General features: G+C 60.4%; 16 protein-coding genes. 11 read left to right on the top strand and 5 right to left on the bottom strand.

All coding sequences use genetic code 11. From position 1 onward, the window contains the following. Nucleotides 1-49 precede the first annotated feature (49 nt). Nucleotides 50-1159 carry a DNA polymerase III subunit delta gene (gene holA / locus HQL56_07860; protein MBF0309425.1) on the top strand — a complete coding sequence of 370 codons (1110 nt, stop codon included), beginning with the start codon at nucleotides 50-52 and terminating at the stop codon, nucleotides 1157-1159. On the opposite strand, the gene HQL56_07855 is transcribed toward holA, so the two are convergent. Further along, nucleotides 1068-2273, bottom strand: coding sequence for an MFS transporter (locus tag HQL56_07855; GenBank protein ID MBF0309424.1), 1206 nt, complete (start codon nucleotides 2271-2273; stop codon nucleotides 1068-1070). The genes holA and HQL56_07855 overlap by 92 nt on opposite strands. Nucleotides 2274-2801: 528 nt before the next feature. Between HQL56_07855 and HQL56_07850 the strand changes: the two genes are divergently transcribed. Beyond that, nucleotides 2802-5690: a response regulator gene (locus tag HQL56_07850; GenBank protein ID MBF0309423.1), complete on the top strand. Its 2889-nt coding sequence runs from the start codon at nucleotides 2802-2804 to the stop codon at nucleotides 5688-5690. 250 nt (nucleotides 5691-5940) lie between these two features. On the opposite strand, the gene trmB is transcribed toward HQL56_07850, so the two are convergent. The 4 genes from trmB to HQL56_07830 all read right to left on the bottom strand — a co-directional run bounded on the left by trmB (nucleotide 5941) and on the right by HQL56_07830 (nucleotide 10421). Further along, nucleotides 5941-6642, bottom strand: coding sequence for a tRNA (guanosine(46)-N7)-methyltransferase TrmB (trmB, locus tag HQL56_07845; GenBank protein MBF0309422.1), 702 nt, complete (start codon nucleotides 6640-6642; stop codon nucleotides 5941-5943). Then, nucleotides 6639-7412: an FAD-dependent thymidylate synthase gene (gene thyX / locus HQL56_07840; GenBank protein ID MBF0309421.1), complete on the bottom strand. Its 774-nt coding sequence runs from the start codon at nucleotides 7410-7412 to the stop codon at nucleotides 6639-6641. The genes trmB and thyX overlap by 4 nt, the downstream gene beginning before the upstream one ends. Nucleotides 7413-7494: 82 nt before the next feature. Further along, a complete protein-coding gene (locus tag HQL56_07835; protein MBF0309420.1) occupies nucleotides 7495-8640 on the bottom strand; it encodes an aldo/keto reductase in 1146 nt (381 codons plus the stop codon). A 200-nt stretch (nucleotides 8641-8840) separates the two neighbouring features. After that, entirely contained in the window at nucleotides 8841-10421 is a 1581-nt protein-coding gene (locus tag HQL56_07830) for an NAD(P)H-hydrate dehydratase (protein MBF0309419.1), read from the bottom strand. Between the two features lie 152 nt (nucleotides 10422-10573). On the opposite strand from HQL56_07830, the gene HQL56_07825 reads away from it, so the two are divergent. The 9 genes from HQL56_07825 to HQL56_07785 all read left to right on the top strand — a co-directional run bounded on the left by HQL56_07825 (nucleotide 10574) and on the right by HQL56_07785 (nucleotide 22758). Continuing rightward, on the top strand, nucleotides 10574-10969 hold the full coding sequence (locus tag HQL56_07825; protein ID MBF0309418.1) for a hypothetical protein: 396 nt from the start codon (nucleotides 10574-10576) through the stop codon (nucleotides 10967-10969). Further along, nucleotides 10966-12258 carry a ParA family protein gene (locus HQL56_07820; protein ID MBF0309417.1) on the top strand — a complete coding sequence of 431 codons (1293 nt, stop codon included), beginning with the start codon at nucleotides 10966-10968 and terminating at the stop codon, nucleotides 12256-12258. The genes HQL56_07825 and HQL56_07820 overlap by 4 nt, the downstream gene beginning before the upstream one ends. Then, a complete protein-coding gene (locus HQL56_07815) occupies nucleotides 12251-13735 on the top strand; it encodes a hypothetical protein (protein ID MBF0309416.1) in 1485 nt (494 codons plus the stop codon). Before HQL56_07820 ends, HQL56_07815 begins: the two co-directional genes overlap by 8 nt. A gap of 300 nt (nucleotides 13736-14035) precedes the next feature. Then, nucleotides 14036-14950: an ATP-binding cassette domain-containing protein gene (locus HQL56_07810; GenBank protein MBF0309415.1), complete on the top strand. Its 915-nt coding sequence runs from the start codon at nucleotides 14036-14038 to the stop codon at nucleotides 14948-14950. A gap of 264 nt (nucleotides 14951-15214) precedes the next feature. Beyond that, nucleotides 15215-15991, top strand: coding sequence for an ABC transporter permease (locus tag HQL56_07805; GenBank protein ID MBF0309414.1), 777 nt, complete (start codon nucleotides 15215-15217; stop codon nucleotides 15989-15991). Further along, nucleotides 15991-16866 (top strand): EamA family transporter, encoded by an 876-nt coding sequence (locus HQL56_07800; protein ID MBF0309413.1) that lies wholly within the window; start codon nucleotides 15991-15993, stop codon nucleotides 16864-16866. Before HQL56_07805 ends, HQL56_07800 begins: the two co-directional genes overlap by 1 nt. Before the next feature lie 184 nt (nucleotides 16867-17050). Next, entirely contained in the window at nucleotides 17051-17449 is a 399-nt protein-coding gene (locus tag HQL56_07795) for an SCP-2 sterol transfer family protein (protein MBF0309412.1), read from the top strand. A gap of 91 nt (nucleotides 17450-17540) precedes the next feature. Further along, nucleotides 17541-18725 (top strand): efflux RND transporter periplasmic adaptor subunit, encoded by a 1185-nt coding sequence (locus HQL56_07790; GenBank protein ID MBF0309411.1) that lies wholly within the window; start codon nucleotides 17541-17543, stop codon nucleotides 18723-18725. Between the two features lie 94 nt (nucleotides 18726-18819). Beyond that, nucleotides 18820-22758, top strand: a complete 3939-nt coding sequence (locus HQL56_07785) for an efflux RND transporter permease subunit (protein MBF0309410.1) — start codon at nucleotides 18820-18822, stop codon at nucleotides 22756-22758. The last annotated feature ends 1166 nt before the right edge of the window (nucleotides 22759-23924 follow it).

The raw sequence follows: 23924 nt of genomic DNA, 5'->3' as shown, positions 1-23924 counted from the left end.
GGGGGGGATAATCCCCCCCGGACCCCCGTATAACTGAACAGATACTTTCGTGCAACTCAAACCCAATCAACTCCCCCGACTCTCCCTTCAAGTCCCCTGGCCCCCCCTGATCCTGTTGCACGGACCGGAGGAGGGTCTGGCCCGGGAGACCCTGCACCAGTTGCGACAAACCCTGCTCGGCAACGAAGACGAAACCGTCTTCGATTCCGAAGGGTTGAGCGGCCCGGAACTGGAAACCCCCGATCTGCTGCAGTCCTTGCGACGCAAACCCCTCTTCGCCGCCAAACGGGTGGTCGTGCTGCACCGGGGGGACGAACTGCAGAAAGGCGTTCTGGAAGCCCTGCTGGACTATCTCGCCACCCCGGCCCCCCGCACCGTGCTGATCGTGCTGGCGGGTACCCTGGAAGCCAAAAACCCGCTGCGCAAAGCCATCGATGCCTCCCCAAGCGCCTGGTCCGTCGCCTATTACCCCCTGGAAGGGGCCGCTTTTCGCAACTGGATACGTCAGCGCCTGAACCAGGCCGGTCTGCAGGCGGACGACGCCGCTCTGGAGCTGATGGCGCAACTCTCCCAAGGCAACTCTCAGGGTGCCGAAGCGGAACTGGACAAGCTGGTGCTTTACATGGGTGGCGGCCGCTCCCCGGAACACGGCGGAGAGACATCCAGGAAGGTGGGGGTGGAAGAGGTCGCCGCCATCATGGGCGAAACCGCCCTGCTGGATCCGTTCGGTCTGGCCGGTCCCCTCTTCAACGGCGACGCCGCAACAGCGGTACGAACCCTGGAACGCCTGTTGGCCGGAGGGGAAGAGCCCATCATGCTGCTGGGCGGCATCGCCCGGCGCATCCGGCAGGTGGCGCTGGGTCAGGCGCAGATGCGACAGGGCAAGAGCCCTCCCCAGGTCTTCGCCTCGCTACGCATCTTCTGGAAAGAGCAGGAGGCCTTTCTGAACCAGTGCCAGGGTCTTTCGGACCGGGCGCTGGCCGATGCGCTGCTCGCCTGTCTGGAGGCGGATATCGGTCTGAAAGGGGGAGCCACGGCGGCGGATCAGGTGCTGGAACGCCTGTTTTTCAGGCTGGCGTCTCTTTTGCGGTACGCATCTTCCGCTCCAAAAGCAGAAAAAGCCCCAGCAATCCCGCCATTCCGACTGCCGTCGCCGTAAACAGGGTTCCCTGCCAGGATTCGAAGCCCTCCCCGCCCACCACGGGACCGGTCATGCGCCCCAAAGCCCCCATGGACTGGAACAGCCCCAGGATCAAACCCTGGGAAGCGGCGTCGGCGTTGAGGCTGGCCAGACTCGACAGTCCCGGATTGACCAGCCCCGCCCCGCAGGCCACCAGGCCGAGGGCGAACAGAACCGATCCCCAGCCCTGGCTCCAGGTTCCCAGCAGCAGCAGACCCGTGCCCACCAGGAAAAGCCCGGCGCGAACCAGGCCCTTTTCTCCCAAACGACGCACCAGGGGACGCATCAATCCACCCTGGACGATGACCACCACCATGCCGACGAAGGTGAAAACCCATCCGGTGGTGGTCATGTCCCACCCTTCGTGACGCGAGCCCCACAAGGGCAAAACCACTTCGAAAGCGGCAAAGAAGGTGGTGAACAGACCGGTGCAAAAGCAAACCGCCAGGGCTCCCGGAAAACGGGCCGCATCCCGCCAGGTCTGCCGGGAGAGAGGATGGCTGCGACCGGAAGGGGTGGCGGTGGCGGCCTTGGATTCCGGCAGCCAGAAGAGGGTGCCCAGTCCGTTGAGAAGGGTGACGAGGGCCGCCGCCAGAGGCGCTGCCGCCAAACCCAAAGGCGCCAGAACCCCTCCGAACAGAGGGCCCAGAATGAATCCCAGCCCGAAAGCGGCGCCGATGAAGCCCATGGCCCGGGCCCGTTCTTCCGGGGGGGAGAGATCGGCCATGGCCGCCTGGGCCACGGCAATATTGGCCCCCATGAATCCCGCCAGCCCCCTGGCCAGGAAGAGCATGGGCAGGGAAGCGGCCAGGCCGTAAAGCAGATAGGAGATGGAGGAACCGAAAAGCCCGATAAGCAGAACCGGCTTGCGCCCCACCCGATCGGACAAACGGCCCCAGAACGGGGCGAAGAGAAACTGCATGGCCGAAAAGATGGCCATCAGGGCCCCCACTTCCGCCGGGGTGGCCCGAAACCGGGCATCGCTGGCATAAAGGGGCATCAACGGCAGGACCATGCCGAATCCCAGAAGATCCAGGAAGACGGTCAGAAAAAGCAGCCCCCGGGTGAGACGATTGGACGTGGCAGGGTTCATGGTGCGTTTCGGTCGGTTCCTGGCCTGATCGTTTACAAGAGCGGGGATTATCCCCCCCCTTTCCGGGAGGAGCAAGGCCTGGAAGGAGAGAGTTGCTCAGGGTCAATCGCGAACAGATCACCATGAAGGGGAGTCGGGGGAATCCGTTCGACGTTTTTTCTATTTTGCAATTTTATCGATACATATGAAAAAATTGTTTATGATAGCGGCCATGAATGAAGCCTGAACGGATTCAGAGCGGAAATCCGTTTCGTTTGAAAGAGTTGACGTGAAGTTTGAGTCGAAATACTGCCAGCATCGATGTGATCGAAGGCCATGCCCAATAACCCGATAAAATCCCCTCCCGCCGATGGAACGCCGCATTTGTTTCACCGCAGTCCCCAACTGGGACAGATGCGAGATCCTCTGAATGCCCGCTGGAATCTGGACATCGTCCCGGCATGGGAACAAATTCCCCCCGAACAACAGGATGATAATTCGCCTTCAATTGATTCGGAGGAATTACTACGTCTTATAGACTTTGGGTGCATGAATGAGGTATTTCAGAATTTTCTGGAAGTGGTTGGCCTTCCGGTAGCCATCATCGACCTCAAAGCCCGGGTTCTGGCCTCTTCCCGCTGGCAGAGACTGTGTGTGGAGTTTCACCGGGTCAACGAGGCCACCCTGGCCCGCTGCATCGAAAGCGATACCAGTCTGGCCACCCACATGCAGGCGGGACGCCCCTTCGCCACCTACCGCTGTCGCAACGGTCTCACCGACTGCTCCGCCCCCATCGTGGTGGAAGGTCGGCATGTGGCCAACCTGTTCATCGGCCAATTTCTCCTGACCCCTCCCGACGAAACCTTCTTCAAAGCCCAGCAGCAGGAGTTCGGTTTCGACGCGGAGGACTATTTCAAAGCCCTCTCGGAAGTGCCCATCGTGGCCGAGGAGAAGCTGCCCGACATCATGCGCTTTCTGACCGGTTTCGCCAGTCTGGTGGCCTCCCTGAGTCTGGCCCAGGGACGGGCCCTGGCGGCGCGGAAAGAGGTGGAAAAACAGGTGCGGGAACGCACGGACCAGCTCAACCGCTCCCGCAAGCTGCTGCAACGGGTGCTGGATACCATTCCGGTGGGCGTCTTCTGGAAAGACCTGGAGGGCCTCTTTCAGGGAGGCAACAAGCGTTGGGCCCGGGATGCCGGTCTGCCGAACCCGGCCGCCGGAATCGGCCTTACGGATGAGGAGATGGTCTGGCAACACATGGCCGAAGCCTATCGCGCCGATGACCGGGAGGTGATTCAAAGCGGTCAGGCCAAACTCGATTTCGAGGAGCCGGTCATTCTTCAAGACGGCAAACAGGGCTGGTTGCGCACCAGCAAGATGCCGCTCATCGACGAACACGACCGCATCGTCGGCGTGCTGGGCGCTTACGAAGACATCACCAACCAGAAACAGGTGGAACTGCGTTTGCAGGCTGCCAACCACTACTCGCGCAGCCTGATCGAAGCCAGTCTCGACCCCCTGGTCACCATCAGCGCCGACGGCAAGATCACCGATGTCAACGCCGCCACCGAAAAAGCCACCGGATTCCCTCGGGAGCAGTTGATCGGCAGCGATTTCAGCGACTACTTCACCGAGCCCGATCAGGCCCGCGCCGGATATCAGGAGGTGTTCCGCAAGGGTTTCGTGGTGGACTACCCCCTGGCGATCCGCCATCGGGATGGCCGCATCATGGACGTACTCTACAACGCCTCGGTCTATCGGGACGACAACGGCGCGGTGGCCGGCGTCTTCGCCGCCGCCCGGGACATCACGGAACGCAAACGGGCGGAAAACGATCTGCGTCGCGCCAAGGAGCAGGCCGAAGCGGCCAATCGCGCCAAAAGCGAGTTCCTCTCCAACATGAGCCACGAAATCCGCACCCCCATGAACGCCATTCTGGGCATGGCGGACATGCTCTGGGAGAGCAATCTGGACGCGGAACAGCGCAAGTTCGTGCAGGTCTTCCGCTCGGCGGGCGAAAACCTGCTGGGAGTGATCAACGACGTACTCGACATTTCCAAGATCGAATCGGGCCAACTGATGCTGGAGGATACCCCCTTCAACCTGACCGAGGAGATGGAGGTGACCTGCGAGATCATGGCCCTGCGCGCCCACGCCAAGGGATTGGAGCTGGTGCGCCGCATCAAGCCCGACGTTCCGGATAATTTACAGGGCGATCCGGTTCGCCTGCGGCAGATCTTTCTCAACCTGCTCAGTAACGCCGTCAAGTTCACCGAACAGGGCATGATCCGTTTCGAAGTCGAACGAGCCGAGGCCCCCGACTCCGCCGCAGAGCGGGGAAGGACGTGGCTGGCCTTCACCGTCGCCGATACCGGCATCGGCATCGCTCCGGATCGGCTTTCCACCATTTTCGAAAGTTTCGTCCAAGCGGACAGCTCCATCACCCGCCGTTTTGGCGGCACCGGGTTGGGATTGGCCATCGTGCGCAAACTGGTGGAAAAAATGGGTGGCACCATTCAGGTGGAGAGCCGCCTGAAAGAAGGCACCACCTTTCGCCTGCTCCTGCCCTTCCAGCCGGAACACGAGCATCGTCTGTTGACCCTGCCCGATCTGCGCGGGGTGCGCATTCTGGCGGTGGACGACACGCCCACCAATCTGCTGGTGCTGCGCGAATTCCTGGCTTCGACGGGCGCCGCTCTCGACGAAGCCGGGGACGGACCCACGGCCCTGACCTTGATGGAACAGGCAGTCGCCGGAGGAACCCCTTACGACCTGCTGCTGCTGGACGTGCGCATGCCGGTGATGGACGGTTTCCGGCTGGTGGAATGCTGGCGGGCGGCGCATCTGCCGGGCATGCCCATCATGATGCTGACTTCCGACCACAAGGAGGCGCATTTACGCCGCTGCGAGGAGTTGGGAGTGGAACACTATCTGATCAAGCCGATACGACGTTTCGAGATGGCCCGCGCCATCGAAAAGGGGCTGCATCTGCGCCAGGGCGGCGGAGTAACCACGAAATCACCCGAAATACCCTCCCTGGAAAATCTGTTGCGTCCCAAACAGGTGCTGCTGGTGGATGATTCGGAAGACAATCGTTTGCTGATCCAAACGTATCTCAAAGACACGCCCTGTACGTTGCACGTCGCCGAAGACGGTGCCGCCGCACTGGAGAAGATGCGGGATACGCCCTTGGATCTGGTACTGATGGATGTGCAGATGCCGGTGATGGACGGCTACACCGCCACACGGATCTGGCGACGCCTGGAACAGGAACGCGGACTGGCGCGATTGCCCATTCTGGCGCTGACCGCCTACGCCCTCACCGAGGATATCGCCCACAGCATGGAATCCGGTTGCGACGCCCATCTGGCCAAACCCATCAAGAAAAAGGCCTTGCTGGAGGCCATCGCCCGTTATGCCCGGCCGGATCAGGCTTGAGGATAATCCCCCCTGGACCCTTGCAGACCAGAACAGATACCTGGTTCCATCCGATTTCCCGGTTTTGTAACGTCGATCGTAACAATTCCGCCCCCGCATTGAGCGACATAATCGTGTCAACGGCAAACGGAAAAGTCCCAGGGGTACCCCCTGGACCCCTTGGGGTTGGACGTCAACGGCAAACGGAAAAGTCCCAGGGCGCTGCCCTGGACCCGTCGGGGGGGATAATCCCCCCCGAACCCCCGTATGTTTAAACAGATACCTTCGATCTGACGTAGCGCAAATGAAAAATCCGCCGCCCGGCAGCTTCCCCCTTGCGCTGATAACGGGTGGAAACCCAATCGTCGGGGGCGGGAACCAGGCCGTTCTCTCCCTCCGGGACAAACGCCGTCTGGGCCGCCAAGGTCTCCTGCATGTGCAGGGCATAGTGTTCCCAGTCCGTGGCCAGGGCCAGAACGCCCCCCGGAACCATGCGGGAGGCCAGCACCTGCAGAAATCGGGGTTGGATCAAACGCCGCTTGTGATGCCGCGCCTTGGGCCAGGGATCGGGAAAGAGGATCATCACCCGATCGATGGAGGATGCGGGGAAAAACCGCTGCACCAACGGTTCGGCGTGGTCACACAGCACCCGCACGTTGTTCAACCCCTGGGTGCTGACCCCTTTCAACAAATCGGCAATGCCCTCCCGAAAAACCTCGATGCCCACGAACCGGTCCGCCGGATGCCGTTTTGCCTGATGCAACAAGGTCTCCCCGTGGCCGAAACCCACCTCCAGACACAATTTGGCCATGGCGGGATCGGCGCCCAGGCTCTCCAACAGGCTCTGCCGACTGCTCATTTCCGGCAGCAGGAACGAAGGCAGAACCTCCTCCAGCCACCCCTCCTGGTTGGGCAACAGGCGGCCCTTCTTGCGCCCATGGACTTTGAAACGGTTAACATCGGTTGCATTCATTTGTTTTCCTGATACTTCTCCGCCAGCACCCGATCCATGGTCTCCCCCAACAGGGGAAACCGTTTGCGAAACATGTCGTAGGCGGCATCGGCGAACTGGCGAATTTCGTACTGCGCCTCCGGCTTGCGCCGCAGGTCGAAGAAGTTCATCAGGGAGCGGAAGTTGATGGTCCAGTAAAGATCGGAGTAGACCGAAACCGGCATGGCGTTGCGCAACAGTTCACGCGCCCGCGCCCGATAGGGATTGCGTCCGCCCTGAACCACCGGAATTTCACCCTTCTCTTCCGCCTGGCTCACCCGCTGGCAAACCCGTTCGTACTCGTCCAGGTAGAAGCGGTGCAAAGTCTCCATCAAGGCCTGATACCGCTCCATCTGACCGGCGTCCAGCACCTCGAAGCCGTTCACCGAACGGGCGGCATCGTCGGGAATGTAATAGGCGGTGATGGGTTGACGATAGCGTTGGGAAAATTCGTTGTAGGAGCAGATGCGATGCCGCATCCACTGCCGCAACACGAAGATGGGAGCGATGATGCGCCAGCGGAAATGCACGGTCTCGAAAGGCGTGCCGTGGTTGTGGCGCAACAGGTGGTAGAGCAGATGGCGTTCTTTGTCGGTGAACTCGGAGAGGCTGCTCAACCGCTGACTGGAGGTGGATACACGGGCGGTGTTGATGATGGTGGCCTCGTCCCCCCAGGAGTCTTCCAGCTCCAGAAAACCGAAATTGCCGATCTGCCGGGCGAAATCGGGGTTGACCTGACAACGGCGCCGCATCTCCTCGCGCAGGGTTTCGGTCGCTTCGGTATTGAAGCAACCGGTTTCGGGAGCGGGTGACGACATGGAACGATCTCCTTCCTCAAGGCGGATTCGAGCGGGGAAACTGCTTGGCAAACTGTTGCATCCAGGCGGGAATATCCAATTGCTGGGGACAACGGGGCAGGCAGTCGTTACAGCGGGTACAAGCCTCGGCGCGGTTGCCCGGCATCCAGTTGTCACCCGGACTCATCATTTCATAGCGATATCGGGTGTGAAAGTCCATGCCCAGGGATGTGGCAAGGGTGAACAAACGCAGCATCTCGGGGATTTCGATGGCTTCCGGACAGGGCAAACACTGTCGGCAGGTGGGGCAGCGATCCAGCGGGGAGCGCATGGCCTGTTGCAATCGCAGGTGGATGTCGCGTTCCGTTTCGCCCCAATAAGGGGATGTTTCCAGGCTTTGCCGGTGGATATCCCAGTGGCCCGCTTCGCTCAGGCCGATGGAGAGGGTATGGACCGTGGGCTGGGAGAGCAGCCAGCGTTCGTTGAAGTGGACGGGATGCAGCGGAGCGGTGCGTCGCACCAGTTCCTGAGGCGCATCGTAGAGGCTGCCGCCCTTGTCGTTGGGAGAGATGATGAAGAGACCCATGTTCAGGGCGTTGGCCAGGTCCACGGCGGCGCGATTGCCGGGACGGAAGTAGTAGTAGTGCAGGTTGACGAAATCGAAGCGGTTGCTGGCGATGGTTTGCAGCAGGAGGGGCAGCGGAGCATGGCTGGAAAAGCCGATGGCGCCGATCAGCCCTTCGGCGCGCAGTTTTTCCAGCACCTCCAGGGAGCCGCCGCGTCGCAGGGCCAGATGGCAGCGTTCCGGGTTGTTGAGGCCGTGCAAGGCGAAGAGGTCGAGGCGGGAGACGCCCAGAAAGGTCAGGGACTCTTCCACGGCCTGTCGCATGGCGCGGGGGGATTCGAGGGGTGGGGCCTTGCTCATCAGCCGGAAGACGTTGCGGGCTTGAGGAATGCGGGGCAGTACCTGGCCGATCAGGCGTTCGCTCTTGCCGTAGCCTCGGGCGGTTTCGATGAGGTTGATACCGGCGGAGAGGGCGGTGGAGATCACCTCGTGGGCGTTTTGCAGGCTGTCGTCGGGCAGGGAGTCGTGGGGTTCATCCCAGCCGTGGAGAAAGCGCATGGTACCGAGGGTGAAGACGGAGATGGGGAGACCGGTGCGACCGAACAGACGTTTTTCCATAGGTGCAGCCGATTGTAGAAACATTGCCTGAACTGCCTTTCAATATTTTATCTTTTAAGTATCAAAAAAAGGAAATGTTCTATCCGTTGACTTTTTCCTTTATATTTTCAAAAACTGATAACAAATTAATTTAATTCTACGAAAAATAGAAAGTCAAAGGACAGAACATTTCCTTTTTTTGATACTTAAAAGATAAAATATTAAACAGATTTTGAAAGGATTTTTGGAATGGCATTGACCAAATCCCTGGCCAACAACCCCGCCATGCCCTTCTTCGCCGCCGCATCCCCCGCCGCTCCATGCAACCACACCCCCAGGCGAACGGCACAGCCCACCTCCATACCCTGAGCCAGAAATCCCCCCACTATCCCCGTCAACACATCCCCGCTACCCCCGGCCGCCATGCCCGGATTGCCCGTCTCGTTGATCCAGACCTCCCCCTGAGGCGAGGCGATCACCGTTCCCGCTCCCTTCAACACCACCCAACAGCCCCAATCCGCCGCGCAACGCACGGCCCAATCCAGCCGCGCCGCCTGAATGGTCGCCGCCTGCGTCCCCAACAAACGCGCCATCTCCCCCGGATGCGGCGTCACCACCACCGGCGCGGCATGCTCCCGCACCAGCTCCCGCAACACCTGGTCACTCATCACATTGAGAGCGTCGGCATCCAACAACACCGGCACGTCATAAAAACGCGCCAGGCTCTGCAAAGTCTCCCGAATGGCCATGTTGACCCCCAGGCCCGGTCCCGCAGCCAGCGCCGTGGCCCGAATGCCGCTCTCCATCAGCACCTGGGCCGAACCCTCGCCCAACAACCCCTCCTCCACCGGCAAAGGCCAGGTCATGGCCTCCACCAAGCCGGAAGCGATGATGGCCTGGGCAGGCAGCGGCGAAGCCACCGTCACCAACCCCGTCCCGACCCGCAACGCCCCGGAAGCGGTCAGAATGGCCGCTCCCGTCTTGCCGACACTGCCCGCCACCACCAGCAGATGGCCAAAACTCCCCTTGTGCGCCTCGGCAAACCGGATTGGGGGGGGACACTCCTGCGGTCGGTTGCGATAGACCCGGCAGCCCGGATCCTGCAGATAGGCCTGCGGAATACCAATCGGCACGGTAACGACCTCACCACACCAGGCCGCACCGGGATAGAGCCGATGCCCGATCTTCTCGGCGGCCAGCGCCACGGTCCAGGTGGCTTTCAGGGCGCAACCCGGAATCTGTCCGTCGTCGGAGGAGACTCCGGAGGGGATATCCACCGCCAACACCGGTTTCCCGGAAGCGTTCACCCGCTCGAACAGAGAGGCCAGCAGGCCGGTCACCGGTTTTTTCAACCCGGTGCCGAAAACCGCGTCCACGACGATGCCCGCGTGCAGCAACCAGCCGTCGAATCCACCGGGAGGGGAATCGCCCGTCACCTCCCGCACCACGCCCCCCAGCTTGACGAAGACGTTGTGGTTGACGCCGGCATCCCCTTTGAGGTCGGCCCCTCGTGCAAAGAGCAATACCTGAACCGGCACACCTTCCTGCAGACAACGCCGCGCCACCACGAAACCGTCGCCCCCGTTGTTGCCGGGACCGGCCAGCACCAGCACCCGCGCCGGCACGGCCTCCTTGAGTTTGTCCCGCAACACGGCCATCACCGCCGCCCCGGCGTTTTCCATCAACACCAGCCCCGCCAGCCCCAACTCCTCGATGGTGCGCCGGTCCGCCTCCCGCATCTGGGCAGCTGTTAACAATCGGGTCATCTCTTCCACCTTGCCAAGAGTCGCGCCATTGCCCATCCTTGCCTTCTTTGGGGAAACAGCATATCGCCACCCGTGCGCTCTGTCACCTTCCGTAGATAGACATATCTTCCATGAAAACGAAGTAGAAAACGTGTTACAATCCCAGGTGGGATTTGTTGTGAGCCGAGAATAAGAACGGAGGGTTGTTCATGCCGGAAAACTTTCGAGACGCTGCCCAGCGTCATTTGGGGGACGCTACACAGCTGTTTATAGGAAACCGACTGCCCAACGCCGATCATCTCTTTGGTATTTCAGCGGAATGCGCTTTGAAAGCAATTATGCAAGGTCTGCACATGTCTCAGCCAGGATTACCACCAAAGGTTCATATGTTCAAATTATGGTCTGCACATAACAAGCTAGTTAATCATTATCAGCCTCAACTAAATGCTCCAGCTAATATGTTTAACAATTGGAGCGTTGAAGATCGTTATCTGGCCTCAACTGATCAAAAGTTCATCCATGCAACGGTTGCAAGCCATCAAAAAGCCGCCAATGATATTATGAATGTATTGACCCAGGCGCTACTGGATGGTGTTGTGAAATGAATACCACTCCGATTCTTTTTGTCCAGGCTCTGGAAACAGCCACTTCCGTTTGCCTGGAATCTCTCCTCCTGGACAAGACAGACATCACCCTCGTCCGGGATCTCTGGGGACGTATCCGGATTCTGCTTCCCGCAAATATCGGAACCTTCGCCCCACACGACGAGGAACTCGCCAGCCAGCTCACCGATCGTCTGGGTTCTTACGGATATCCTGCGGAACAGATGATCCTGTTTGCCAGCGAGTTGTTACCAGACAGCATCTCCTTGACGGAAGATCGACGCCTGATCCAAAAGAAAAAAGACCACTCCCTTTGGTTGCTCGACCGCCAAATTATCGGACAGGATTGGGATAAAGGCCCAATCGAGCGTACCACTCGAACCAATCGCGTCACGTTTTTCGGCATCAAGGGCGGCGTGGGACGTTCTACCGCCTTGACCATCTGGGCTTGGCACTTGGCCAACCAAGGCAAACGGGTATTGATTTTCGACTTCGATTTGGAATCTCCCGGCATCAGCAGTACACTTCTGCCCCAAAAACATCTGCCGGATTTCGGTATTGTGGATTGGTTTGTGGAAGATGCCGTCGGCCAAGCCCAATGGATTGAAAATGAGATGGTTTCTACCAGTCCTCTTTCGCACGGACTGACTGGAAAAATCCGTATCGTCCCAGCCTATGGTACCAAAACCGGGGATTACTTGCCCAAACTGAACCGGTGTTACTTCGATTTCTCCGCCACAGGGGCTTGCCCCTGGGGAGATCGTGTCGAACACCTGGTGCAACATCTGGAGGAACAAGAAAACCCCGAAGTGATTTTTTTAGACAGCAGGGCCGGTCTTCACGATATTGCCGCTCATCTGATCACCCGCATGGGTGCATTGACATTACTTTTTGCAATCGATTCGGCACAAACCTGGTCTGCCTACAGTCTGCTCTTTCAGCATTGGAAAGGACATTCCCAACTCGGAGCTTTTCGCGAAAAGTTGCAAATCGTGGCTGGCATGATTCCGGAAACAGGCAGAGCGGCCTATATGAAACGCTTCCGGGAACATGCCTGGGATCTTTTCCGGGACAACCTCTATGAGGTGGAAGAAGATGTCAATCGGGGCGCTTTCAACTTCGACCTGAAAGCCGACGATGCTCCGCATTCCCCTTTGTTGGTTTTCTGGCATCGCGCCTTGCAGGAGTTCGACCCGACAAACCCCGAATTCGGACTGGATGAGCAAACGGCTTCGGAGGCTCTTGGTCTTTTCATGAAACAGGCGAACAATCTGGTTTTCCTTAATGACTAGTTACCGTTTCCCGAAAGCAATTCTTGACCAGATCCGACTGGCACTGCCGGAAGAGACCTCCCTGTTCGGAGACAGACCCCGCTTCCCCACCACCTACCTGCCAGCCGGTCACGCCAAGGCGTTGCACCCGGACAACATGCTGGTCGTGGGTATGCGCGGCGTCGGGAAAAGCCATTGGTACCAGGCGCTGCAGGATGGCGCACAGCGAACCCTCATCGGGAAAAACTACTCCCGATCCGGACTTTCCGAACAGACGATTGTTTCGGTCGGTTTCGGAGAAACAATCTCACCGCACGACTATCCCGGAAAAGATTCCCTGGCAAAGCTGACCGATGCACTAGAGACCCGACATATTTGGAGGACGATCGTCCTTACCCATCTGGCACGGTGCCACCAGCCGGAAAGCCCTCTTGGGCAACTCGAAACGTGGACGCAGCGTATCGACTGGATACAAGAACATCCCGAGGAGATGGAACAACTCGTCTGCGGAACAGACACGATGCTGGAGCAGAAGGGTGTTCACCATTTGATCCTCTTCGATGCCCTGGACCGCTCGGCAGACGACTGGCAATCGATGCGGAAACTGGTCAAAGGCTTGTTGCAGACCCTGCTGGAATTTCGCACCTGCCGACGCATCCGACTCAAGGCTTTTCTACGTCCGGATCATCTGGAGGATCCTTCGGTAACCGCTTTTCCGGATGCTTCCAAAGTCAGCTTGAACGCGGTAAATCTCTCCTGGCGCAATCACGAGTTGTTCGGACTTCTCTGGCAATATCTGGCCAATGCGGAGGAAAATCACCTTTTCATACAGGGGTGCCAGGAAGGTTTCGGCATTGGGTGGTCTTCTCAGCATGGAAGGCGCGAGGTTCCGGAAGCGCTTCGCAACGATGAACAAATGCAACGAAAAGTCTTTCATGCCCTGACGGGTCCTTTCATGGGAGAACATCCCCGACGAGGTTTTCCCTATACCTGGGTTCCGAACCACCTGGAAGATACGGCACAGCAAGTCTTTCCCCGCAGCTTTCTCGCCGCCTTGAGATACGCCGCCGACAACGATGGCGTGGACGAATATCCCTACGCCCTGCACTACGAAAATATAAAGAAAGGGGTTCGGAATGCCTCGAGAATTCGCATTCAGGAGATGCAGGAAGACTATCCTTGGATTGAACCCCTGATGCGCCCTCTTGCAGGTTTCGCCGTACCCTGCCCTTTCGAAACCCTGGCCGCTCGATGGGAAAGGGAGGACGTATTGAATTCATTGCAGCAGGAGATGGACGCAACCCGTGAAAAAGCCCCCCCGCCCCACATCGGGGAGGGAACAAGCGGGGTGCGCAAGGACTTGGAAAACCTCGGCTTGTTCGGGCGTCTCTCCGACGACCGGGTGAATATGCCGGATATCTATCGGATCGGTTACGGTCTTGGACGGCAGGGGGGCAGGATCAACTACGACGCCCTGCTGACCGAACTGTTTGGTTGATCGATCTTCCGAGAGAAACCTGGAACAACGAGGTGCTTTTTTTCCGGTCTTCCTTGAGTCAATTGCAAAACCGGAAAGTAACGGGCAAATATGATCTAAATAAATAATGAACGAAAAGTCAAAATAACAGAACATTTTTATTTTTTGATACTTAAAAGATAAAATATTGAAAGTCAATAAAATTAAAACATAGTCTTGCTTGGCTGCGGGAGTTTTGCAACTCCCTCCCTTGCCAAGTGGCGCGTCAATGCCCATCCTCTCCTCTTTTTCTCCCAATCAGCCTATCGCAACAGGTGGTTCATGTCACCCGTCATCCAGGCGGAAGGGCTATACAAATACTATCACGGCAAGGCCGTGGTGGCGGGGATCGCCTTCGCGGTGCAGCCTGGCGAGTGTTTCGGCATTCTGGGCCCCAACGGCGCCGGGAAAACGACCACCCTGCGCATGATCACCGGACTGACCCCCGTGGATGCGGGACGTCTGGAGGTCTTCGGCCTGCCCATGAGCCCGGAACAGCGGGCCGTCACCCAACGCCTCGGCGTGGTGCCCCAGGACGACAGCCTCGATCCCGATCTGACCGTCTTCGAGAATCTGCTGGTCTACGGACGCTACTTCGGCCTCTCGGAAAAACTCATCCGACAGCGCATTCCCGAGCTGCTGGCTTTTGCCCAGTTGCAGGATCGCCGAACCGCCACGGTGCGCGCCCTCTCCGGCGGCATGAAACGCCGTCTGGTGCTGGCCCGCAGTCTGGTGGCCGATCCCGAACTGGTGGTTCTGGACGAACCCACCACCGGACTCGATCCCCAGGCGCGCCACCTGATCTGGGAACGCCTGCTCTCCCTGCGGCGCAAAGGCATCACCCTGCTGTTGACCACCCACTACATGGAAGAGGCCGCACGCCTTTGCGACCGAATCCTGGTCATGGACGAGGGCCGCATCCTCGACCTCGATACACCGGAAGAGCTGGTGATCAAACATGTGGAATCCTCAGTGGTGGAGATACGCCTGTGTTGCGGCGGCAATCCCGATCCGGAAGAGATGCGCCATCTGCCGGCCCGATTGGAATCGGTGGGCAGTTCGCTCTATTGTTACACGGAAGATCCCCCGGCCCTGCTCGCCTTCCTGCAGCATCGCCACGATCTGACGGTCACGGCGCGCCCCACCAATCTGGAAGATGTCTTCCTGCGCCTGACCGGGCGGGATTTGAGGGATTGAGGATATATTCTTTTGACTTTCAATATGTTATCTTTTAAATATCAAAAAAGGAAAATGTTCTATCTGTTGACTTTCCTGTCATCATTTATTTGGCTTTTCCAAGCCAACTTAAAAAAGTTTTGCAACTGACTCAGCAAACAAAAAATAAATTCAAAGGATAGAACATTTTCTTTTTTTACTATTTAAAGGATAACATATTGAAAGTCAAAATATCCCAGCCGGGTTGCGGGCGTTCTGCAACACCCTGTTGAATTGGAAATGGACATGCACCATCACTTTTCCATGCCCTCCTGGCGCTTTCTTCAGGTCTGGCGACGCCATTTTCTGGTGTGGCGCAAAACCCTGTGGGCCTCGTTGGCCGGAAACCTGGGGGAACCCCTGCTCTACATCGCCGGCATGGGACTGGGACTGGGCACCTTCGTCGGCACCCTGGACGGCATGCCCTACCTCCTCTTCGTCGGCGGCGGCATCCTGGCCGCCAGCAGCATGAACACCGCCACCTTCGAAGCCTTTTACGGCGGGTTCACCCGCATGACCCGACAAAACACCTTCCACGCCATGCTGGTCACCCCCCTCGACACCGCCGATATCGTGGCCGGCGAGGTGGCCTGGGCCGCCAGCAAATCCCTGCTCGCCGGGAGCGCCATCTTTCTGGTGGGCGCTCTCCTGGGAGCCTTTCCCGGGCCTTACGCCATCCTGGCCCTGCCGGTGGTGCTGCTCTCGGGTCTGGTCTTTGCTGCGCTGGGCATGGTGGTGGTGGCCATTTCACCGGGTTACGAGTTCTTTCCCTACTACTCCACCTTCGTCATCACCCCCATGTTCATGTTTTGCGGAGTCTTCTTCCCCCTCTCCGGAATGCCGGAACCTCTGGCCACGGCAATCTACTGGCTGCCCCTGAGCCATGTGGTGGCCCTGATCCGCCCCCTGACCATCGGCGCCTGGCCCAGCGATATCCTTTTGCACCTGGCTCTGCTCCTGGGCTACTTCCTGGTGGCCTTTTACTGGGCGGTGCGCCTGGTCAAACGGCGTATCCTGGTCTGATGTCCTGGCTCCTCTGGGCCTTCGCCCTGGCGCTGCTGGAGTCGGGCAAGGATCTGAGCGGCAAACGGGCCATGGCCGCCGGGCTCTCCCCCCTGCTGGTCACCTGGAGCTCCATGCTCTTCTCCCTGCCCTTCATGGCCCCCTCCGCCTTCCTGGCGGCTCCCCCCGATCACCCCTGCTGGTCCGACGGACACTTCTGGTTCTTCGTCATCAGCAGCGGCCTGCTCAACGCCCTGGCCTTCCGCTGGTACATGGAAGCCATCCACCTCGACGGCCTCTCCCGTACCGTGCCCCTGATCACCCTCACACCCGCCTTTCTGCTGATCACCTCCCCCTTGATGGTGGGGGAACACCCCTCCCACTCGGGAGCCTGGGGCGTCCTGCTGCTGGTCATCGGCACCTGGATGCTCAACCGCTCCCCGGAGCAACCCTGGTCCCTCTCCGCCTGGTGGCAGGCCTTTCGCGACCGCAAGGGCTTCCGACTCATGCTGCGGGTGGCCCTGCTGTGGAGCGTTACCGCCAACATCGACAAACTCGGCATCGCCCACGGCCCGCCCCCCGCTTTCGGACTGGCCATCTTCGCCGTCATGTCCGTTCCCGTCAGCATCGCCGCCTGGCGTCAGTCCGCGCAGCACCCGCCGGGCCGATACCTGCGCTGGTCCCTGGCCCTGGGCCTGCTCAACGCCGCCAGCGTCCTCTGCCACATGACCGCCCTGGCCATGACCCAGGTGCCCTATCTGATCGCCATCAAACGCTCCAGCACCCTCTTCACCGTTCTCCTGGCCGGACACTTCTTCGGGGAGAGCCACACCCGGCAACGCCTCGCCGCCGCCGTCACCCTCTTCGCCGGAATGGTGCTGATCCTGGTGGGATAGTTTGTCGCGCTCCCTCCCGGCCACGGTTTACCAGGAAGGCAAAATAGGCTATGTTGACAAACGGCGTGGGGGAAATACCGTGGAAACGCCGGTGCAATGTGGGCTATACTTCCAGGGCTGCAGTCTGGCACGCGACGCCACGATGCGGAACGATCCAACCAATCAGCACTTCGAGGGATGGAAAATGGCAGAGATTTTTTCGGACGCCTGGATGAAACGGTTCGGCGAGGAGTGGAACAAGGAGCCCGAACTGGGCGATGCCTTGGCCAAGATCGGATTCACCTCCACCATCGCCTACGGCTTCGACGAAGAAGACAATCCTCGCGGCATCATCGTGGTGGAACAGGGCAAGGTCACCTCCGCCGGCGCCTATCGGGGTGAGAACGTCAACTGGGACATGCGGGCCAGCAAAGAGAGCTGGACCGGATGGATGGCCAAGCCGCCCGGAATGATGGGTCTCGGCATGGCCTATACGGCCCGCAAGCTGAAATTCAAGGTCGGGGACTACGGCGCCATGGTCAAGGATCCCCGCATGGCGGGACCCTTCATCAAAAGCTTCTCCGTCATGGGACGCGCCGGCTGACGGTTCGTACCCCTTAAGGCCTGCGGGTTCCGAGCGACGGAACCCGCAGACCCCGTTGTCCGCCACCCCTGCCCGCGAGGAATCGTTCGGCATGTTCAGGAAAAGATCTTCTCTCGTGACCCTTTCCGTACTGCTGTCCGGCTGGCTGGCGACCTCGGTCGCGGCCGCGCCCGCCGATCTGTCCGGTCAGGCAGTCATCACCGTCGAAAACAGCCCCATCGGATCAACCACCACCCTCGGCGGAACCGTTGTTCCCATTCGGGAAGTGGCCTTTTCGGCGCAAATCCCCGGACGGGTCAACTTCGTGGCCGGCATGGAAGGGGATTGGTTCCGTCGCGGAACGGTGCTGGTGGCCATCGACGACGAGGATCTGGTGGCCAAGCGCAAGGCCGCCTACGCCGCCATGATGAATGCCGACGCCTCCCTGCGCAACTCCAGGGTGCAGTACACCCGCCAGGTCTTCAACGGTCCCGACATGGCCAACAACATGGGCATGACCATGCCCAAGCTGATGGATCAGTGGATCTCCAAACCCATGGCGGACATCTCCGGAACCGAAAATCCCGAACTGAACCGCCGGGCGCAGATTTTCGACCAGGGCACCCGCATCGACCAGGCCCGCAGCGCCCTGATGCAGGCCCAGGCCCAGCTCCAGGAACTCGACGCCAAGTTGCGCGACACCAAATCCCTGGCCCCCTTCTCCGGGGTCATCGTGCGCAAGACCGTCGAAATCGGCGACACCGTGCAACCCGGCATGCCCCTGTTGAGCTTCGCCGACACCCGTCAGTTGCAGATCAAGGTGGAGATTCCCGCCCGGCTGATGCCCGGCATTCGCAAGGGCATGACCATGCCGGCCAAGCTCGACGTGGGCAACACCCGCATCGATACCCGGGTCTCCCAGATTTACCCCATGGCCGATCCCCAGCGCCATACGGTGACGGTCAAGCTGGATATGCCCGCGGAAGCCCCCGGCGGACCCGGCATGTACGCCGAGGTCTCCGTTCCGGACGTTTCCACCCCGGTGGAAAACCTGCCCACCATCCCCAAAACGGCGGTTCTGTGGCGGGGCAGTTTGCCGGCGGTCTTCGTGGTGAGTCAGTCGAGCAACCCGGAACTGCGCATGATCCGGTTGGGTGGTTTCATCGATGACCGCACCGTCAGCGTCCTCTCCGGCCTGAAAACCGGGGAACGAATCCTGGCCGCTCCCTCCGGCGCGCTGGTCTCCGATTGGGACAAGCCGGGAGCCATGGGCAATGCACCCCAGGCTCCCCAGTGACCGGCTGAACTGACCTCGGCGGCCATGAATCCGGGAGATCCTCCGACCCTCGGGATGATCTCCCATACCGAGCAACCCTTGCGCACTGACGATCATGACCAGCAAGCCTGATCAAAAAGGTTCCAAAGGCCCCACCGCCATAACCCTGACTCACAATCTGGGCGTGGCCGGCAATATGGCCAAGGCCTTCATCCACTCTCCCCTGTCGCCGCTCTTTCTGATCGCCTGTCTCGCCATGGGCATCATGGGGCTGGTCTTCACGCCGCGACAGGAGGATCCCCAGATTTCGGTGCCCATGGTGGACATCTTCGTCCAATACCAGGGCGCATCGTCCGAACAGGTGGCCACCCTGGTGGCGGACCCCCTGGAACGGTTGATGAGCGAACTCTCGGGGGTCAAACACGTCTACTCCGCCTCCATGCGCGGCATGGCCATGGTCACGGTGGAATTCGACGTGGGCCAGAACATGGAACAATCCCTGGTCAAGCTCTACGACCGGCTCCACTCCAACATGGACAGGATTCCGCCGGGAGTGCAACCTCCCCTGGTGAAGCCCAAAGCAGTGGATGACGTGCCCATCGTGGCCCTCACCCTCTGGTCCAACGACGCCGACGACAGCGCCCTGCGCACCCTGGCCATGGATGTGTTGCAGCGCATCAAGGAGGTGCCCGATACCAGCCAGGGCTTCGTGGTGGGCGGACGCACGGAGCAGATTCGCATCGAAGTCTTTCCCGAACGCCTCTCCGGCTACGGCATCAGCCTCGATCAGATCGCCAACACCATCCAGACCGCCAACAGCGAACAGGGGGTGGGCTCGGTGGAGTCCGGCAGCGTCGGGTTCAAGGTCTTTACCGGCGCCTTTCTGAAAAATGCCCACGACATCTCCCGACTCGTGGTGGGCACCCGTTTCAACATGCCCATCTACGTCGGTGACGTGGCCCGGGTTTACGGTGGTCCCGAAGAGACCAAACGCCTCGCCACCTACTATACCGGACCCGCTTACGAGGGCGGTACGCCTCCTGCCAACGCCGCCCCCTCCGTCACCATCGCCATCGCCAAGAAGGCCGGCTCCAACGGCGTCACCGTGGCCCGCAACATCCTGGAGAGAGTGGAAAGCCTCAAGGGCCGCCTCATTCCCAACAACGTCTACGTCTCCGTCACCCGCAACTACGGCGAAACCGCCAACGAAAAGGTCAACGAGCTGCTCTTCAAGCTCTTCGTGGCCACCATGGCGGTCACGTTGCTGGTCTGGTTCTCCCTGGGCCTGCGTCCGGCCATCGTGGTGCTGATCGTCATTCCGGTGGTCATCCTGATGACCGTCTTCGCCGCCTGGCTCATGCACTACACCATCGACCGGGTCAGCCTCTTCGCTCTGATCTTCTCCATCGGCATCCTGGTGGACGACGCCATCGTGGTGGTGGAAAACATCTACCGCCGCTGGCTGATGCAAAACAGTTGCTGCTTCTCGATTTCGGTGGATGCGGTGCGCGAGGTGGGCAACCCCACCATCCTGGCCACCTTCACCGTCATCGCCGCCCTGCTGCCCATGGGATTCGTCTCCGGCATGATGGGGCCCTACATGGAACCCATTCCCGCCCTGGGCTCGGTGGCCATGCTCTTCAGCCTGCTGGCCGCCTTCGTCTTCACCCCGTGGCTGGCACAGCTCATCAAACCCAGCATGAAGGTGCTGCTACACTCCTCCGAACGGGAACATCGCCAGGCGGACCGCCTGGAAGGCTTCTACCGGAAAATCATTCCGCCCCTGATCCACAGCCCCTTCAAAGGCTACGCCTTCCTCTTCTCCCTGGTCGGGCTCTTCGCTCTGTCGCTGCTGCTCTTCTACACCACCAGCGTCACGGTCAAGATTCTGCCCCTGGACAACAAACCGGAATTCAACGTGGTCATCAACATGCCGGAGGGAACCGCTCTGCCCAAGACGGTCAATCTGGCCCAGCGACTGGCGGAGGAGCTGCGCCGCCAGATTCCCGAAGTGACCGCGCTGCAGACCTATGTGGGCACCGCCTCACCCTTCAACTTCAACGGTATGGTGCGTCACTATTATTTACGGGAAGATCCCTGGATGGGCGATATCCAGGTTCAACTGGTGCATAAGTCCAAGCGCAAGCGCACCAGCCACGACCTGGCGGTTCTGGCCCGCAACTTCCTGACCCCCATCGCCAAGGAGGCGGGAGGGCGGATTCAGGTGGTGGAGATGCCCCCCGGCCCACCGGTGCTGCAATCGGTGGTGGCGGAAGTCACCGGACCCGACGATGCCACCCGCCGTCGCGTGGCCGCCGACATGACGGCGATGTTCGCCAAAGCCGAAAGTATCGTGGACGTGGACAACTACATGGAGGATCCCTACGAGATCTGGCGCTTCGAGGTGGATACCGAAAAGGCCGTGCGCCGTGGCGTCTCGGTGGATGCCGTCAATCGCAACCTCGGCATGGCCATGGGTGGGTTCAAACTGGGTGACGTGAAGCGTGGCAACGTGTTGGAGCCCACCTACATCGTCATGCAGGTGCCTTTGGAAGTGCGGGCACAGATTTCCAGCCTCTCCGACCTGCCCATCGCCACGCCGACGGGAACGACCATTCCCCTGGGAGAGCTGGGGCGTTTCGTGCGGGATTATCACGATTCCGTCATCTATCACAAGGACCTGCGCCCGGTGGAGTACGTCACCGGCGAGGTGGTCGGACGCCTTGACGCCCCCATCTACGCCATGAGAGAGGTGGAGGATCTTTTGAAGTCCTACAAGACGCCGGACGGGACCACCATGTCCGGCCATTACATGGGGCCTCCGGGCAGCTACTCCCATCCCGCCTTCGAATGGACGGGGGAGTGGACCGTCACCTACGAGACCTTCCGCGACATGGGCATCGCCTTCATGGCGGCGTTGATCCTGATCTACATGCTGGTGGTCTGGGAGTTCGGCAACTTCATTCTGCCCGCCATCATCATGGCGCCCATTCCCCTGACCCTGATCGGTATCGTTCCGGGTCACTGGCTGCTGGATGCCAAGTTCACCGCCACCTCCATGATCGGCTTCATCGCTTTGGCCGGCATCATCGTGCGCAACTCCATCCTGCTGGTCGACTTCTCCCAGCAGGAGATTTTGCGTGGCACCAACGTCCTGGATGCGGTCATTCTCTCCTGCAAGGCGCGTACCCGTCCCATCCTCATCACCGCCCTGGCCCTGGTGGCCGGTTCCAGCGTGATTCTCTCCGACTTCATCTTCCAGGGCATGGCCATTTCGCTGCTCTTCGGCGCCATGACCTCCACCCTGTTGACCCTGGTGGTGATTCCGTTGGGCTGCATCAGCGCCAAACACGCCTTCGCCACGGTGCCCGATCCCGACGGCGTCCATCCCGACGTGATGGATACCTCTCCGGAACGGACCGCCAAACGGGAGGCCGAACTGGCCATGAGCAAAGAGGGGGTGGCCCACATCATGGGTAAACCCTCGGGTGCCGCCAAGGCCAAGGCCTTCCTGGCCCGCTACAACAAATCCAAGCTCCCGGTTGTTCCGGAAGTCGAGATCGTCGAAGCCATCATCGAAGAGACTCCGCCACCTGTGACGGCACATCCCTCCCCGGTCCTCCCGGCGGAAATGCCTGTTGACGTGGAACCGACGCCTGTCATGCAGGAGGCTTCGGCTCTTCCGATCCAGCCTGCACCCCCCGTAACCCAACCACCCGCGCCTCAGCCCGCGCCCGTGGTGCAGCCTCAGCCCGCGCCCGTGGTGCAAGCGCCTCAGCCCGCACCCGTGGTGCAAGCGCCTCAGCCCGCACCCGTGGCTCCGCCTCAGAACGCTTCGCCTCCTGTGGCCCCGCCCGTTCCGGCCATTCCGCCTGCCGCTCCGGTGGTTGCACCGAAAGTGACCCTCGGAACAGCGTCTCCTGCGCCCGGAGCCGTGACGGAAGAGGCCAAGAACCCCGTTGCCTCCTTCTCCCCTTCGGCCCTGCAGCGTCGTCGCGGCATTCGTCTCAAGCCAGGTGGCGCAGAGGGCTCTCAGGAACCTGAGGAATCATGATGTCCAGGCCCCTCTTCTCTCCTGTCCGAGTTGGCAGCAGGTTGCTTTCACTCGGGTTTCTCACCCTGACCTGTCTTGCTGCCGCACCAGGGTATGGGGAGGAGGGCTGGCGCAACACTCCCCCCGAATGGGGAGGTGTTTCGGCCTCCCCTTCCGGATCTTCCCGAGGGGGGTATCCTTCGCAACGGCCAAACACCTCAACGGGCACTCAATCTCCTGGTTACCCTTCCGCCAACCCGGCTTACGGCAACAGGGATTCCTGGAACCGCGACACGGGGGGACGCCGGCCTGCCGATTATCCCCCGCCTTCCCGGGATTGGGGTCAATCCCCGGATCGTAATCCGTATGGCCAGCCTGCTCCCGCAGAAGGCAATGCCTATCCTGCGCCATATGGCGGCGGTTACGGATCACGGGGAGGCAGTTCTCCGCGCGGGGGTTCCGCTCCGGGTGGGGCTTATGAGCCGTCGGGGAGTGGCTACGGTTCGCCTGGGGGGGGGTATGGCCCCGAACGGGGCTATGGAGGAGAGCGGGGACTTCCGCCGGAGAGAGGGCCTACTTCGGAAAGGGGTGGGTATCCCCGGGAGGAGTATCGGCCATCTTATGGGGAACCTGCTTATCCGGAGCGGCGTTACGACGTTCCGCCGGGGGGCGGTTATTCCCCGGAGCGGGGATCCCCGGAGCGTGGTTATGGCGGCCAACGGACCGGGGAATATCCCGAACGGGGCTTTTCGGATGAAGCCTACAGGGGTGGTGGATCGGCTTCTCCGCCGCCTCCGCTGGAAGATGATCCCGAGGACCGGCCTCCTCCGTGGGCACGCAACTATCAGGCGTGGCAGGAATCCCAGGGCAAGCGGGGCGGGGGCAGCGGAACACCGCCGCCTTCCGGTGGGCATCAATGGGGTTCGCCACCTCCCAACAGTGGTTACAATTCGAACCCGTCGGGCCATCCCTCGCGCAACGGGGGTTTCTCCTCCGGCATGACGGGTAGTCCGCTTCAGGAACCGATACCTCCCCGCAATCCGCAGTCTCCTCAAGAAAACCCACCCTCCCCGCCGAATGGTCCTGATAAGGGATCTTCCCCGGGAGATGGGGGCAACGGCGCCAAACCGTAATTCCATTTCTGTTTCATTCGTTCATTAATACGGGGGTCCGGGGGCGATTATCGC

The sequence above is a fragment of the Magnetococcales bacterium genome, from assembly GCA_015231925.1.
GTDB lineage: Bacteria > Pseudomonadota > Magnetococcia > Magnetococcales > JADGAQ01 > JADGAQ01.
This window is presented reverse-complemented; position numbering and strand designations above follow the sequence as displayed.

Excerpts from the sequence above, each read along its gene's own strand:
- HQL56_07855 (MBF0309424.1), bottom strand. The coding sequence starts at position 2,273 with ATGAACCCTGCCACGTCCAATCGTCTCACCCGGGGGCTGCTTTTTCTG.
- HQL56_07850 (MBF0309423.1), top strand. The coding sequence starts at position 2,802 with ATGAATGAGGTATTTCAGAATTTTCTGGAAGTGGTTGGCCTTCCGGTA.
- trmB (MBF0309422.1), bottom strand. The coding sequence starts at position 6,642 with ATGAATGCAACCGATGTTAACCGTTTCAAAGTCCATGGGCGCAAGAAG.
- thyX (MBF0309421.1), bottom strand. The coding sequence starts at position 7,412 with ATGCGGCGCCGTTGTCAGGTCAACCCCGATTTCGCCCGGCAGATCGGC.
- HQL56_07835 (MBF0309420.1), bottom strand. The coding sequence starts at position 8,640 with ATGGAAAAACGTCTGTTCGGTCGCACCGGTCTCCCCATCTCCGTCTTC.
- HQL56_07830 (MBF0309419.1), bottom strand. The coding sequence starts at position 10,421 with ATGGGCAATGGCGCGACTCTTGGCAAGGTGGAAGAGATGACCCGATTG.
- HQL56_07825 (MBF0309418.1), top strand. The coding sequence starts at position 10,574 with ATGCCGGAAAACTTTCGAGACGCTGCCCAGCGTCATTTGGGGGACGCT.
- HQL56_07820 (MBF0309417.1), top strand. The coding sequence starts at position 10,966 with ATGAATACCACTCCGATTCTTTTTGTCCAGGCTCTGGAAACAGCCACT.
- HQL56_07815 (MBF0309416.1), top strand. The coding sequence starts at position 12,251 with ATGACTAGTTACCGTTTCCCGAAAGCAATTCTTGACCAGATCCGACTG.
- HQL56_07810 (MBF0309415.1), top strand. The coding sequence starts at position 14,036 with ATGTCACCCGTCATCCAGGCGGAAGGGCTATACAAATACTATCACGGC.
- HQL56_07805 (MBF0309414.1), top strand. The coding sequence starts at position 15,215 with ATGCACCATCACTTTTCCATGCCCTCCTGGCGCTTTCTTCAGGTCTGG.
- HQL56_07800 (MBF0309413.1), top strand. The coding sequence starts at position 15,991 with ATGTCCTGGCTCCTCTGGGCCTTCGCCCTGGCGCTGCTGGAGTCGGGC.
- HQL56_07795 (MBF0309412.1), top strand. The coding sequence starts at position 17,051 with ATGGCAGAGATTTTTTCGGACGCCTGGATGAAACGGTTCGGCGAGGAG.
- HQL56_07790 (MBF0309411.1), top strand. The coding sequence starts at position 17,541 with ATGTTCAGGAAAAGATCTTCTCTCGTGACCCTTTCCGTACTGCTGTCC.
- HQL56_07785 (MBF0309410.1), top strand. The coding sequence starts at position 18,820 with ATGACCAGCAAGCCTGATCAAAAAGGTTCCAAAGGCCCCACCGCCATA.